This window comes from Microcoleus sp. A006_D1, from assembly GCF_036702805.1.
Classification (GTDB): domain Bacteria; phylum Cyanobacteriota; class Cyanobacteriia; order Cyanobacteriales; family Microcoleaceae; genus Microcoleus.
Window position 1 is genome coordinate 446,761 of sequence record NZ_JAUBVZ010000002.1, and the last position, 13,673, is coordinate 460,433.

Consider the following 13,673-nt stretch of genomic DNA (forward strand, 5'->3'; position numbering starts at 1 on the left):
CGGGAGCCAATTTCACCTACAGCGCTACAGATAACCTCGGCGCAGTCAGTCCCGCTGCTACCGCTACAGTTGCTGCTATTCCCCTGCCGGTGCCGACACCAACTCCAGCACCGATTCCGACACCGACTCCAGCACCGATTCCGACACCAATTCCAGCGCCAACTCCGACACCCAACCAACCGCCAGTAGCCACAAATGCTAACTCCAGCCTTGCGCCCAATGCCAGCGCGCTAATTCCTGGATTAGGAGGAAGCGACCCCGACGGGTCGATCGCCTCTTACGCCATCACCACCCTGCCCCCAGCAGCCCAAGGAGTCCTGTATTTAGGAGATCCTGCCAACGGCGGCGTTGCGGTGACACCCGGTCAAGTCCTGACTCCGGCACAGCTTCAACAACTATATTTCCAATCCACAGGCAGCTTTACGGGAGCCAATTTCAACTACAGCGCTACTGACAACGGCGGCGCCACCAGTCCGGCCACTGCTACAGTTGCCGCTATTCCCCTGCCGGTGCCGACTCCCATTCCAGCACCGATTCCGACTCCCATTCCAGCACCGATTCCGACTCCCATTCCAGCACCGATTCCGACTCCCATTCCAGCGCCAACTCCGACTCCCATTCCAGCGCCAACTCCAGCGCCAACTCCGACTCCCAACCAACCGCCATTAGCCACAAATCCTAACTCCAGCCTTGCGCCCAATGCCAGCGCGCTAATTCCAGGATTGGGAGGAACCGACCCCGACGGGTCGATCGCCTCTTACACCATCAACACCCTGCCACCGGCCGCCCAAGGAGTCCTGTATTTAGGAGATCCCGCCAACGGTGGTGTAGCGGTGACACCAGGCCAAGTTCTGACTCCCGCACAAATCGGGCAACTATATTTCCAAGCCACAGGCAGCTTTACCGGAGCCAATTTCACCTACAGCGCCACCGACAACGGCGGCGCCACCAGTCCGGTTGCTACCGCTACTTTGGGTGCTACACCTCTCACTCCCACACCAACTTCCGCCAACCAACCCCCAGTTGCCAATAATGCGAACTTCATAGTTCCACCCAACACCAGCACGCGGGTTCCGGGATTGGGAGGAAGCGACCCCGATGGGTCGATCGCCTCTTACACCATCAACACCCTGCCCCCAGCCAACCAAGGAATCCTCTATTTAGGAGATCCGGCTAACGGCGGCGTTGCGGTGACACCAGGCCAAGTCCTCACACCCGCACAGATAGGGCAACTATTTTTCCGATCCTCCGGCGAATTTAGCGGAGCCAATTTCAACTACAGCGCCACCGACAACAGCGGCGCTATCAGTCCCGCCACTGCTACAGTTGCGGCCATTGCTCCGACGAGCAACCTACCGCCATTGGCCAACAATGCTAACTTCAGTCTGGCACCCAACGGCAGCGCCCGAGTTCCGGGATTGGGAGGAACCGACCCCGACGGATCGATCGCCTCTTACACCATCAACACCCTGCCCCCAGCAGACCAAGGACTACTATTTTTAGGAGATCCGGCTTTGGGCGGCGGCGTAGCAGTAACACCCGGTCAAGTCCTGACTCCGGCACAACTTCAGCAACTATTTTTCCAAGCCACAGGCGAATTTACGGGAGCCAATTTCAACTACAGCGCCACCGACAACGGTGGCGCCACCAGTCCCGCTACTGCTACAGTTGCTGCCATCTTGCGGCCAGTTGCGCCCACACCAACACCAACACCAACACCAACACCAGCACCCACACCAGCGCCCACACCAACCCCCGTACCACCGATAGTATCAAATCCGATCGCCGAACCAGATACCGAGTGTGACTGTCCGCCGATTTCTGGCAAACCGGGAATTAACTTTGCACCGCCGCAGCAACCGCCCGCAGTGCGATTTGTCCGGCCGATTTCGCAAATGGGAGAGGGACAAACCACCAAAGGCACCGACGGCAATGACTTCATCAATGACACCAAAGGCAACCGCAAAATCGTCGGTTTTGAAGGCAACGACCTGATTTTAGGTAAAGACGGCGCCGACGAAATTTACGGCAGCGAAGGCAATGATACGATTTTTGCCGACACAGACACGGATATTGTTTACGGCGGTGAGGGCAACGATATCATCCATGCCGGCAAACAGAACGACTGGATTGCTGGCGACTTAGGCTCTGACACCCTGTTTGGAGATGAAGGTGCCGATACGATTTTGGGAGACAACGGCAATAATAACGACCGCAGCGCTGCGGAGAATGGCGATTTGATCTTCGGAGGCAACGGTGCAGACATCATTAACGGCAACGAAGGCAACGATACTATCCATGCCGGCAAAGGTAACGATATTGCCCTAGGAGGCAAAGACAATGACCTGATCTACGGTGAAGTCGGCAACGATACCTTGATGGGCGGCACCGGCAACGATACCTTGTTTGGCGGCACCAACAGCAAAAGGATCGTTGACTTCCAAGGACGCGACTTGCTCTACGGAGGCGACGGTAACGACTTCCTCAACGGCCAAGAAGGCGACGATACCCTGGTTGGAGGCAAAGATGACGATCGCGCTTACGGAGGTAAAGGCAATGACCTGATCTACGGTCAATTAGGCTCTGATACCCTCTACGGCGGCGAAGGAGCCGATACTCTGCTCGGCGATAGCGGCGGTTCCAACTCAGCTAACAGTGCTGACGAAGGAGACTTGATCTTTGGCGGTACCGGCAACGACATCATCGGCGGCGGCAACGGCAATGACACCGTGCAAGCAGGTAAAGGCAACGATTGCGTTTGGGGCGGCAAAGATAATGACCTGATTTGGGGCGAACTCGGCTCTGATACCCTTGTCGGCGATAGCGGCGACGACACCATGTACGGCGGCGCCCGAGGTCGAGCTAAAGATGTCAACGGCCAGGATTGGCTCTTTGGTAACACCGGTGCTGACGTGCTGTACGGTGACGAAGGTGACGATACGATCGCTGGCGGTAAAGACAACGACAAGATTTACGGCGGCAAAGGTAACGACCTCATACACGGAGATCAGGGCAACGACTTGATTTACGGCGGTGACGGCAACGATGACCTCTGCGGTAACGAGGGCAACGATACCATCTACGGCGATCGCTCCGATAACCGGGGTTTCCCGGTGGATGCCAACGGCCAGCAAGACTGCATGGACGGCGGTGACGGCGATGACTTGCTCTACGGCAACGAAGGCCAAGATACTATCAACGGAGATGCTGGCAGCGACACTCTCTACGGTGGTAAAGATAGCGATATTCTCAACGGGGGTGCTGGCGACGACTGGCTGTTTGGCGGCGCGGGCGACGATACTTTAATCGGAGGCCTTGGGAGCGATCTATTTGTGTTGACTGCTGATGGCGGCACCGATACTGTGATTAACTTTGAGGTAGGCGTCGATAAGTTTGTTTTGACTGGCGGCCTGAGTTTCCAGCAGTTGCAATTTAGCGCCACTCCTAACGGTACGTTGCTGCAAGTAGCAGGAACCAATCGGGTTTTAGCGAATCTGGTAGGGGTTAACGGGGCGATCGGCTCCTCGGATTTCCTCTCATCAAATCTCTTGCGTACTGAGGGCTAGAATAGGCGGCGGAAGTCTCCTATTCTCATAACAAAACGCCACAGCAGCTCAAAACTTCTGTGGCGTTTCTCACCATCCTAAATCCCGGGAAAGCACCTCAAGTTTTCACTCTTACTTGAATTAAAAAAGTTGCAAACAATCTTAAAATTATCTGCGTTGCATCTGTGTCTATCTGCCTTTCATCTGCGGTAGATCTATCCATCAAAGATTCATGCAATGCAAGTCCGATGCCAACCAATTTTATTAGGGTTGCTCGCTCCCCGATCTTAGGAAACTCAAACTCATTCCCAATTTCCCCTTCCTAATTCCAATATCCAAGCTTATGAGAGCGAAATCTGCTTGCGTAAAAACAGCCGGCGCGGCTGGCCCAACAGCCAATAAGTCCAATGCCAATCCACTTGTTGCAAGCGATAGCCCACCTGATAGTACAACTGTCGCGCCGCGTGATTATTTTCCAGAACATGAAGGTAAATCTCAGAAAATCCCCATTCTCTTGCTGTCTCCTCACAGTTGCTGAGCAATTGTTGAGCAACTCCCTGGCGCCGATAGTCCGGGTGAACTGCTAAATTTGACAAATAAGGATAGTCACAACTCGGGATTTGCCAAGGGAAGCGAGAACGCAGAGCCATTTCTACTGTTCCTGCCATACACTGAGCTTGGTGCGATCGATAATTCTGCATTCCTGCCTCGCCCGAGACTAGCTCAGCAACCAGACAAATGTAATGTTCTGCCTTAGAGCGCAGTCTATTTTTTAAATCTTCGTAAATGCCCAAACGCAACACCGGATACACCCATTCTACCAACCCCTCGCGGGAGTAAAAGCTCATCGCCAAAATATCGGCTAGTTGCGTCAAGTCGTTCGACGCAGCGACGCGGATCGAAAAGCCAGAAAGTCCGGGAGTTTGTTGTTCGTGAGACGGTGAGGAAAAAAAAGAAGGATTCACAATTCCAGGTCACTATATTAATTTTTCTATGCTTGTTTCTAAGCTGCCAACCTTAGAAAATTCACTAATGTTAAGTAGGAGGTAGAAGGTAGAAGACATACACAGCAAGCTTTTTGCCGCTCTGTATTTGGCGTTCGATCGGCTGGATTTACTTATGATCTTCTGACGTAACTTATAGGCATGGTTGATTCGCCCCATTCGATCGCTTTTTTTATGGTTTAACTTAAGTAGTATCAGATATTTGGTGCCACTTTAGGGCATTTAAGACTCAAGTTACTCTCGATGAAAACCACTCCCCTAATACTAGATTTGTGAGTAGCGGCAAACGTATTAAAAACAATTAAAAAGGTTTTAATGTCAGGTTTCCCGAACCTTGCCGCTCTGTGTTGGCGGAAATACTCGATCGAATATAACTTATCCGTACAGCGGTAATTGAAAAACTCAACCACCTGTCAGACCAATACCGGGCGCGCCATAGCGTTGGATGTTCGCCACTGGCCCGATTGGCCCCACAACCCAGCTTTCAGCAGTTGGAGCTAATCAGCAAGCCCATCCCCTCGCATTCCTAGCCTTACCTGTGGCGCCGGGGGTACTCTCTCCACCGTCCAATTTAAATTTGGATGGGTAAAAACAGTCGGCGCGGGTTTCCCCAACGGCTCGATGTTGTGCTGCGATACTGTGCTACGCGCGATCGACAATTTCAAAACCTCGATCTTTCTGATGGACAGCGCCCAAAAACTGATACCAGTCCTTGACTCCGGTCGTGGAGAGATCAAACTTTTAGACTCAACTTCGGGCTTCCAGATTCATCTGTGGAGTGAATCGAAAATCTTCAATGCGAAAACAGAAAATCGACTAGCCGGTTTCCACAGAGTACATCCCTAGCTAAGATTAACAGATGGATGCTCTAGCTGGCAGTGTTTCGCCGCAGTAATTGGCTGGTATAAGGTCTGCAGGAGGCAGAAAAAATGGCGCGATCGCTGGAAAAAGTGCAAGTCTCACTAAAATGGTACAGCAATTGCGTCACTCGCACTTCCCCGGCTCTGCTGTGTGCCAGTCAACCGCCAAATATCACTCAGGGGCTTGGTGTTGGAGCGCGGGCTGCATCCGAAAGCGGACTGTTAAAGTTGCTGTAACCTCGGGTGCCCAAAAAACATAGGCGAAGATATGGGATATCTATTTTATCCTGTTGCCAGTAGTTTTTACATAGCAATTAAAACAGACCCAGGAGCGATAATAAAATATAAATTGGGCACATCAACTCACAATCAGGACGGTTATTGCTATGTATTATGAGATATCCAGACGGCTATTAAAAGTGCCGGATTCGTGTTTCCTCTTCTGCATAGAGGTGAGGGGTCAGCGGACACTTCCCACGAGACGAGTTGATGTGAATATCATTAAATAATAAAATTGGGGTGCACGACAGACAACTGTGACTCAGAAGAATTCAAAATTGAAAAAGCCGACCTTAAAAATTAAGGTTTATGCTGGCTTCTGTACACTCACAAAAAATTCAGATTCACAAATTATGGTGATAGCAGTTTCAAATAATAATGCAACTGTAGGCCAACTCCAAACCCGGAACTCATCAGTCATTTCCATCACAAATTGCACCTGGAAAAGGGTATGATTTCAGCATTTGAAACCCAGCAATTCTTCCTTTCATCTGACTTATTAAATCGAACTGCCCCGGGGCACAGGAGAACGGTGCATGAATTCCCAAGAAAATCCTAAGCTAAAAATTCTGGTTGTCGATGACGAACCGGATAACCTTGACTTACTTTACCGCACCTTCCATCGAGACTACAAAGTGCTCAGAGCCGAATCTGGCCCCGCGGCCCTCGAAATTTTAGCACAAGAGGGAGAAGTTGCCGTGATTATCTCTGACCAGCGAATGCCAAAAATGAGCGGTACGGAGTTTCTCAGCCTGACGGCGGCTCAATACCCCGATGTGATCCGGATTATTTTAACTGGCTATACGGATGTTGAAGATTTAGTGGAAGCTATTAACGCTGGCAAAGTATTCAAATACGTTACCAAGCCTTGGGATGCTGAAGAACTCAAAACTCTTGTCAGTCAAGCTGTTGATACTCACAATGTCCTGAAAGCGCGCACCAATGAACTCCGCAGGGCTCTCTCGCAAGAATCGCTGCTTTATGCCGTTACCAATACTATCCGATCGGCTCCCAATTACCAGCAAATGCTGCAAAGAATTGTGGAAACTATCGGGCAGATGTTTGAGGTGAGTTGCTGTCTGCTGCGGCCTTTCCAAGACGGCCGGGTGGCGGATGAGTGGTTTGTTTACCATTCGCCGTTCGCGAAACTCCGAGATGGTTCTGCTGCTGGACTTTCGCCGGATTTGCTGCCGGATTTGGTTTGGGAAACTCTGGATGTGGAGGTGATTCAAGATGCCCAAACTGACGAGAGAGTTTTAAACTGGGACAATCAGCAGCGACTACAGGCTTACCAAGCTGCGAATATTCGATCGAGCTTAATCGTACCGCTGTTTTACCAAATGGAACTGATGGCAGTCTTGGCGCTGCACCAGTTCGATCGACCGCGCCGATGGGCAGACCACGATGTACAGTTGGTAATTACGGTGGCAGACCAAGCGGCTTTGGCGCTTTCTCAAGCCCGGGCTTACGAACAGGTGCGGGCCCTGGCAAAGCGCGAGGCCTTAGTCAATACTATTACTACGGCAATTCGATCGAGCCTCGACCCCCAAAATATTTTTGCAGCCATTACTCAACAACTCGGTCAAGCTTTACAAGTTGACGGCTGCGCCCTTTCTCTGTGGACAGAAGATGATGAATACGTCCAGTGCGTGGGGCTCTACGACACAACTAAGGATACCGTGGCTGTAGAACAGGGTTTTAGCAATCCAGAGGTAGTTGGGAACTCTCCCGGCTCTGCGGCGGCTGCTAGTGCTGCGGAGAACACTCGTAGCTGGGTTTTTGCCCATCCTTCCCTGCCGCAGTCTTTGGTGCCGATTCGCGGCAATCCGGTGTTGCTGCAAGTTATGGTATCACAGGAGCCGGTGGCGATCGAAGACTTGGACGAACGCCCCGATTTAAATGTTACAGAACTGCAAGTGCGATCGCCAGCCCGGGCTCTGTTAGTCGTTCCCTTGCTCTCGGAAGGCAAAATTATCGGCAGCATTTCCCTGCGCCAAAATCGCAGCACTCGCCGCTGGAACCTCTCAGACATTGACCTGGCTCAAATAGTCGCAACCCAAGCGGCTCTAGCCGTGCAGCAGTCGCGCCTCTACCAGACTACCAGACAGCAAGCAGAAAGACTCCTGGAAGCCGATCGGCTCAAAACCGAATTTTTCCAAAATATCTCCCACGAATTCCGCACACCTTTAACACTAACCATCGGCCCTCTAGAATCAGCTTGCGGCCGCAAAGAAGACTTACCCTACGAACAAGCCGTCATCGCTTTGCGCAATTCCCGCCGCCTCCTGCGCTTAGTAAATCAACTGCTAGACTTGCAGCGCCTCGATGCTGGACGGATGCAGCCGAGTTTTCGCCCCTGCGATTTAGTCGGTTTCTGTTACTCTACCGCAGAGTCGTTCCGCGCCTACTGCGAGAAAAAAGGACTACAATTAATTACCCAACTGCAAGAATGTCCATTACTTTATTTGGATATTGAAAGATTTGACAAAGTTATTTACAACCTGCTCTCAAATGCTGTCAAATTCACCCCAGAAGGCGGAACAATCACCCTGACAGTTGAATCGGCCGGTGCTCACTGCTTGCTGCAAGTAAAAGACACCGGCATCGGCATTCGCACCGAACAAATTCCCTATTTGTTCGAGCGCTTTCACCAAGCCGAAGGTTCTGCTAGCCGTTCCTACGAAGGCAGCGGTTTAGGTTTGGCACTTGTCAAAGAATTAGTCGAACTTCACGGCGGTCAGATTTCGGTCGATTCAGTTTACGGCGAAGGTACTACTTTTACCGTTTGGCTGCATTTCGGTTCGACTCATTTACCCCCGGAACGGGTACTAGAAATACCTGCGGAGTTTCACTCATCCAAAGCAGCGGTGGAACTGGCAGATGTGGAGGCGGATTTGTCGGAAGATGAGGCAGAAAATCATAATTTCGAGGCTCTCGAACCGATAAGTTCAGAAACAGCAGTCGGAACGGTTTTGGTAGTTGACGACAATCCAGATTTGCGCTTTTATGTATCGGGAATTCTGCGAGATTCCGGTTTTGCTGTTTTGCTAGCCCGCAACGGACAAGAAGGATTTGCCGTGGCAAAAAACCGCCGTCCCGATTTAATTGTCACGGATTTGATGATGCCTTTAATCTCTGGTTTGGATTTGATTCGGATGATTCGACAGGATGAAGAATTGCGGGGAACTCCGGTAATTTTGCTGACTGCGAAAGCCGACGAAGATACTCGAATTGAAGGAGTAGAACGGGGTGCTGATGCTTATTTGTCTAAGCCTTTTAACGATCGCGAATTGTTGGCAGAAGTGCGTAATTTGATCGCCCTCAAACAAAACGAGCGCCGAGTGCAGCAGTTGAACAGTTATTTAACTGAGTCGGTGCTGCGCCGATTTTTGCCGCCGTCGATGGTGAAGGCCGCAGCGGCTGGAGATTTGGCCTTGGATTTGCGCCCGGAACCGCGATTGATTACTATTTTATTTAGCGATATTGTGGGTTTTACTGAAATGGCAAATACGCTGCGCTCGCGCCGGGTAGCTGAGCTTTTGAATGAATATTTGGCGGCAATGACTAAGGCTATTTTTGACAGCGGCGGTACGGTGGACAAGTTTGTCGGAGATGCGGTAATGGCTCTCTTTGGCGCGCCGGAGGAACTAACGCCTAATGAGCAAGTACGCCGCGCTATAGCTGCTGCAAGGCAAATGCTGCGAGCTCTCAAGGAACTTAACCAGCGCTGGTTAGAGCAGGGAATTGTGGGGGAAAATGGGGTTCCTGCGGTGCGGTTTCGCTGCGGAATTCATCAGGGTACTGCGGTGGTGGGGATGTTTGGTGGCCCCGATCGATCGGATTATACTGCGATCGGGCCAAGTGTGAATATTGCTGCCCGTTTGCAAGAAGTGGCGGAACCAAACACTGTGCTGATTTCGGCTGCGGTTGCAGATTATGTTGAGGAAGGTCGAATTGTTAAATATAAGCCGCTGAAACTCAAGGGAATTGATGAAACGGTGTTGACTTTTGTACTTAATTGTGATTAGATTCCTAGGGTTTTGACTTGGTTCGGTGTGTTGGGTGATTGTGGGAAAAAACAGTTAGGGCGATCGCAACTCGTAGAATCATTGCAGTGTTTGGTATTTGGTGTCAGGGGCGATCGTCTTTTGTTTGCTGTGGCGATCGCCCTACGGGATAGCTACGCTTCACGCTAAGAGTGTGCAATCATCGCCCTTTGAAAGGTGGAAATGGATAAAAGTGTCAGTGGGAAAAGAGGTTGGGTGACACGAGGGTTAAGGGAAGATGCAAGAAGGGCGATCGCGCTTGATTTGGTTGGGGCGCTTGACAGGCAAAAATGACAAGGGCGATCGCGAAGCGTACCGCAGGTGTCTTGCTCTTTTGGTGGATAGTTAAGTTAAACTGGTGATATAATAAATCAAGTAATTAATAAGACTGCAATGGCTACACTTCAGATTGAAAACCTGCCAGATGAATTGTACAGTCGCATTCAATGTCTTGCCTCTGAAAAAAATTTGACTCTTAATGAAGCAGTCATTCGTCTATTGAAGCGATCGTTTGAGTCTGATAAAGTAACGCTCGATCGGGCGCAAGAGAACCAACCAATGTCAGGAATCCTACAGAGGATTCGCAGTCGTCCTAGAGTTAATCCAAGGGATTTTGGCTTAATGGATAGTACGATTTTGATTGCAGAGGATCGCAACAGATGACTGTTCCGTTACGATGTGTAATCGATACAAATATTTGTATTAAGCTGTTTATTGCCGATCCGCTGACTCCCAAAGTTAATCAACTATTCGATCTTCTTGACGATCCGGATGTTGAGTTTTTCGTACCCGATCTGTTTTATATTGAGTGTACTAATGTTCTTTGGAAATATGTTCGAGCTAACCTTTACACCGCAGAACTTGTTCAGGCAGATCTAAGTGACTTGAAAGCTTTACGATTTCAAGTCACTTCAACGAAGGAGCTAATAAGTGAAGCCGTTCAAATTGGTTTGGAATATGCGATTACAGCTTATGATGGCTGTTATGTGGCACTCTCTGAGCAAGTTACAGCACCGTTGCTAACACTGGATGAACGCTTAGTGAATTCCTTGACAAATAGTAAGTTTGATGTGCAACTGTTTACAAATTTCACACTGCCGACTCGATCGACATAATAATTTTGACTGATAGATTAATGTTTTTAGATAATTGAAAATAGGCGATCGCCCTTTTGTTTGCTGGGGCGATCGCCCTACGGGATAGCTACGCCGCGCGTCCTCTGTGCAATCAGCGCACTTTGAGATGGTGAAAATGGATCGGATTGTCGGCGGAAAGAGAGGTTGGGTGACACGAGGGTTAAGGGAAGATGTAGGATGGGGCTTCCCCAAAGCATTAAGCCAATACCAAGATGCTTTCTACTTCGCTATTCCAAAATTGAATTATAATGTCAAAATTATTTCTTAATATCTGAACGATTTTGGATGTTGGACTGTTACCAATGCGAAGGTAGATAAATTTGGGTGGATGCCCGTACAGCAAACTCCGTTGATGAAAATCAGAATCCTTGGAAACAATCACAAAATTATTCGCTTTTGCATATTCCCAAATAATTGAATCATCAGTATTGGTAAGTGCCAAGGTTTTGACATGAGCGGAATCTGGATACAAATCGATAATCCTGTGAATAATCCCGTCTGATCATTTTTCGTCCAGTAGTAGTTTCAAATGGATGCCAAAAATAATTTTTTCTCACGATCAGCCGCAAAGGCAAGGCAAGCTTTGATATCTTGGGAAGTGAGTTCGGAAAAATCTTCTAGAACTTCTGCCTCTGTCATACCACCAGCTAGATACTCTAGGATATCGTACACAGTAATTCGCATTCCCCGAATACACGGCTTGCCGCTGCGTTTTCCAGGTTCAATCGTGATGATTTCATTGTATTCCATAGGTTTTTGAAAGTAATTGCTTAAATCTATCATAGATCGTATTTTTCCGAATCTCCAATATCATCGTCAAGATTGTTTGACACAGATGATCGAGGCAGAAAAAAGGCGATCGCCATTTTGTTTGCTGGGGCGATAGGCCTACCGGATAGGTACGCTTCACGCCCTCTGTGCAATCAGCGCCCTTTGAAATGGTGGAAATGGATCGGATTGTCAGTGGAAAAAGAGGTTGGGGTGACACGAGGGTTAAGGGAATATGTAGGATGGGGCGATCGCTCAAGGGGAAAGCTACCAACTTGCACAACTAATCACAATCGGAGTAAACTTAGCCTATGGACTTAGTTTTTTAAGAACATGGAAACTGTAAATATCGATCAAGCTAAGACAAATCTCTCAGGACTATTGTCGCGTGTGGAACTCGGAGAAGAAATTATTATTTCAAACGGATCTATCCCAATAGCGAAGTTGGTTCCGTTTCGTAATTCATCCAATCGACGAGCTAGTTTAGGGCAAGATCGAGGGAAATTTATTGTACCAGAGGACTTTAACGATCCTTTGCCAAAAGAGATTTTGGCAGCATTCGAGGGGGATTAAAAGTGAAACTTTTGCTGGATACGCAGTGTTGGTTATGGTGGTTTGCTGAACCAGAGCGATTGAATGAGGAGGCGATCGCCCATATTGCCGATGAAATGAATGAACTGTGGTTTTCTGTTGCTAGTATTTGGGAAATAGGTATAAAAAATGCGATCGGAAAGTTGCCGCTGCCAGAACCGATAGATAGCTACATTTCTAGTCGCATGGTACAGTTAGGTGTGCAGTATTTGGAAATTAGAGCGCCTCATGCTTTACGAGCGGCTGCGTTACCATTAGATCATCGAGATCCCTTTGATAGAATGCTGATTGCTCAATCTCAACTTGAGGATATGACGCTTGTGAGTGCTGATTCAATGTTCAAGCAATACAGCGATATTTCGATTCTGGGCGCTGGCAATTAGTTTAGTAAGAATCGCCCTTTGTTTGCTGTGGCGATCGACCTACGGGATAGCTACACTTCACGCCCTCTGTGCAATCAGCGCCCTTTGAAATGGTGGAAATGGATCGGATTGTCGGTGGGACAAGAGGTTGGGGTGACACGAGGGTTAAGCGAATATGGAAGAAAGGGCGATGCCAAAGGTCGGCTTCACCTACGCCCCTCAGAGCAAGCTATGGGATAAAGTATTGACACACTAGCTAACCTGTATAATATTGAAGCATCATATTAAATCTAAAGCTGATTCAGGGATGATTTATCTGATTCAAGAGCGTGGGACTCAACAGCAAATTGAAGAAATGCTAGAAATCCTTGGCAGTTATATTAAACTGGCAGTGGATATCGAACGGCGAATTCTGACAGGTGGTGGAGAACTTCACGCTGATTGCGAAGCTTTGTTGCTGGAAAACGGGAGCAAGCAGGTAGATATTTGGGGAGCAGACTGGTATCCGCTGACGCAAGAGGTAGGTTATGAATCTCTAATCAATATTCGTCCGCGTCAGAACAATCGCTCAATGGAAATTCAAGACCCGGTTATTCGAGAACGGGTTGCTCAAATCGTTCAACAGTTATTAGGAGGATTATGAGAGATTGGAATGCTTTAAAAGAACGCTATTTGCGAGACGAACTACCGATTCGTTTGGGGAATTTAGCATCGAATTTGGCACGAATTAAATCTCGATGTCAAAATTCAGCTAATGGCGAACTGGTTGAAGGTTTGCTGCAAGAAAGTAAGATATTTATTGAGTGGACGGCTAAGGATGCAGAGGTAGAAATTGCCGCTGAGTTAGTTGAGTTACAAGTTCAGTTAGCTTGCTGGCAGTATTGTTGGGCAAGGATTTGGGAGGATGCCGAACAACGAATGAGGGTGGCGGAACAAACAAAGATTTGGTCGGAGAAAGTGCTGAATATGTCTGGTTTGTTGGCTGTCAATTAGGTAGATGTGCGATCGCCCTTTTTTTTCGCTGGGGCGAGATCCCTACGGGATAGCTACACTTCACGCTAAGAGTGTGCAATCATCGCCCT

At 49.0% G+C, this 13,673-nt stretch carries 13 protein-coding genes; 10 read left to right on the forward strand and 3 right to left on the reverse strand.

What is annotated here, in order from left to right; genetic code table 11:
* A partial coding sequence (locus tag QUB68_RS04840; RefSeq protein ID WP_442923040.1) for an Ig-like domain-containing protein occupies positions 1-3,566 on the forward strand: 3,566 nt, incomplete at its 5' end.
* A gap of 320 nt (positions 3,567-3,886) precedes the next feature.
* Here QUB68_RS04840 and QUB68_RS04845 read toward each other — a convergent pair.
* The gene (locus QUB68_RS04845) at positions 3,887-4,510 is read right to left on the reverse strand and encodes a GNAT family N-acetyltransferase (RefSeq protein WP_332989884.1); all 624 of its coding nucleotides are present in this window, start codon (positions 4,508-4,510) and stop codon (positions 3,887-3,889) included.
* 968 nt (positions 4,511-5,478) lie between these two features.
* On the opposite strand from QUB68_RS04845, the gene QUB68_RS04850 reads away from it, so the two are divergent.
* From QUB68_RS04850 to QUB68_RS04870, 5 genes are all read left to right on the forward strand, one after another.
* The gene (locus tag QUB68_RS04850; protein ID WP_332989886.1) at positions 5,479-5,646 is read left to right on the forward strand and encodes a hypothetical protein; all 168 of its coding nucleotides are present in this window, start codon (positions 5,479-5,481) and stop codon (positions 5,644-5,646) included.
* Between the two features lie 578 nt (positions 5,647-6,224).
* Positions 6,225-9,716 carry a response regulator gene (locus tag QUB68_RS04855; protein WP_332989888.1) on the forward strand — a complete coding sequence of 1,164 codons (3,492 nt, stop codon included), beginning with the start codon at positions 6,225-6,227 and terminating at the stop codon, positions 9,714-9,716.
* 12 nt (positions 9,717-9,728) lie between these two features.
* Positions 9,729-9,884 carry a hypothetical protein gene (locus QUB68_RS04860; protein ID WP_332989890.1) on the forward strand — a complete coding sequence of 52 codons (156 nt, stop codon included), beginning with the start codon at positions 9,729-9,731 and terminating at the stop codon, positions 9,882-9,884.
* Between the two features lie 243 nt (positions 9,885-10,127).
* Positions 10,128-10,397 (forward strand): hypothetical protein, encoded by a 270-nt coding sequence (locus QUB68_RS04865; protein ID WP_332989891.1) that lies wholly within the window; start codon positions 10,128-10,130, stop codon positions 10,395-10,397.
* Positions 10,394-10,849 (forward strand): type II toxin-antitoxin system VapC family toxin, encoded by a 456-nt coding sequence (locus QUB68_RS04870; RefSeq protein WP_332989893.1) that lies wholly within the window; start codon positions 10,394-10,396, stop codon positions 10,847-10,849. The genes QUB68_RS04865 and QUB68_RS04870 overlap by 4 nt, the downstream gene beginning before the upstream one ends.
* 217 nt (positions 10,850-11,066) lie before the next feature.
* On the opposite strand, the gene QUB68_RS04875 is transcribed toward QUB68_RS04870, so the two are convergent.
* The gene (locus tag QUB68_RS04875; RefSeq protein WP_332990163.1) at positions 11,067-11,363 is read right to left on the reverse strand and encodes a DUF5615 family PIN-like protein; all 297 of its coding nucleotides are present in this window, start codon (positions 11,361-11,363) and stop codon (positions 11,067-11,069) included.
* Between the two features lie 32 nt (positions 11,364-11,395).
* Positions 11,396-11,620, reverse strand: coding sequence for a DUF433 domain-containing protein (locus QUB68_RS04880; protein ID WP_332989895.1), 225 nt, complete (start codon positions 11,618-11,620; stop codon positions 11,396-11,398).
* A 351-nt stretch (positions 11,621-11,971) separates the two neighbouring features.
* Here QUB68_RS04880 and QUB68_RS04885 point away from each other — a divergent pair, with 351 nt between their 5' ends.
* From QUB68_RS04885 to QUB68_RS04900, 4 genes are all read left to right on the forward strand, one after another.
* The gene (locus tag QUB68_RS04885; RefSeq protein WP_332989896.1) at positions 11,972-12,211 is read left to right on the forward strand and encodes a type II toxin-antitoxin system Phd/YefM family antitoxin; all 240 of its coding nucleotides are present in this window, start codon (positions 11,972-11,974) and stop codon (positions 12,209-12,211) included.
* A gap of 2 nt (positions 12,212-12,213) precedes the next feature.
* Positions 12,214-12,612: a type II toxin-antitoxin system VapC family toxin gene (locus QUB68_RS04890; protein ID WP_332989898.1), complete on the forward strand. Its 399-nt coding sequence runs from the start codon at positions 12,214-12,216 to the stop codon at positions 12,610-12,612.
* Positions 12,613-12,898: 286 nt separating this feature from the next.
* Entirely contained in the window at positions 12,899-13,234 is a 336-nt protein-coding gene (locus tag QUB68_RS04895) for a DUF5674 family protein (protein ID WP_332989899.1), read from the forward strand.
* Positions 13,231-13,584, forward strand: coding sequence for a hypothetical protein (locus QUB68_RS04900; RefSeq protein ID WP_332989901.1), 354 nt, complete (start codon positions 13,231-13,233; stop codon positions 13,582-13,584). The genes QUB68_RS04895 and QUB68_RS04900 overlap by 4 nt, the downstream gene beginning before the upstream one ends.
* Positions 13,585-13,673 lie beyond the last annotated feature (89 nt).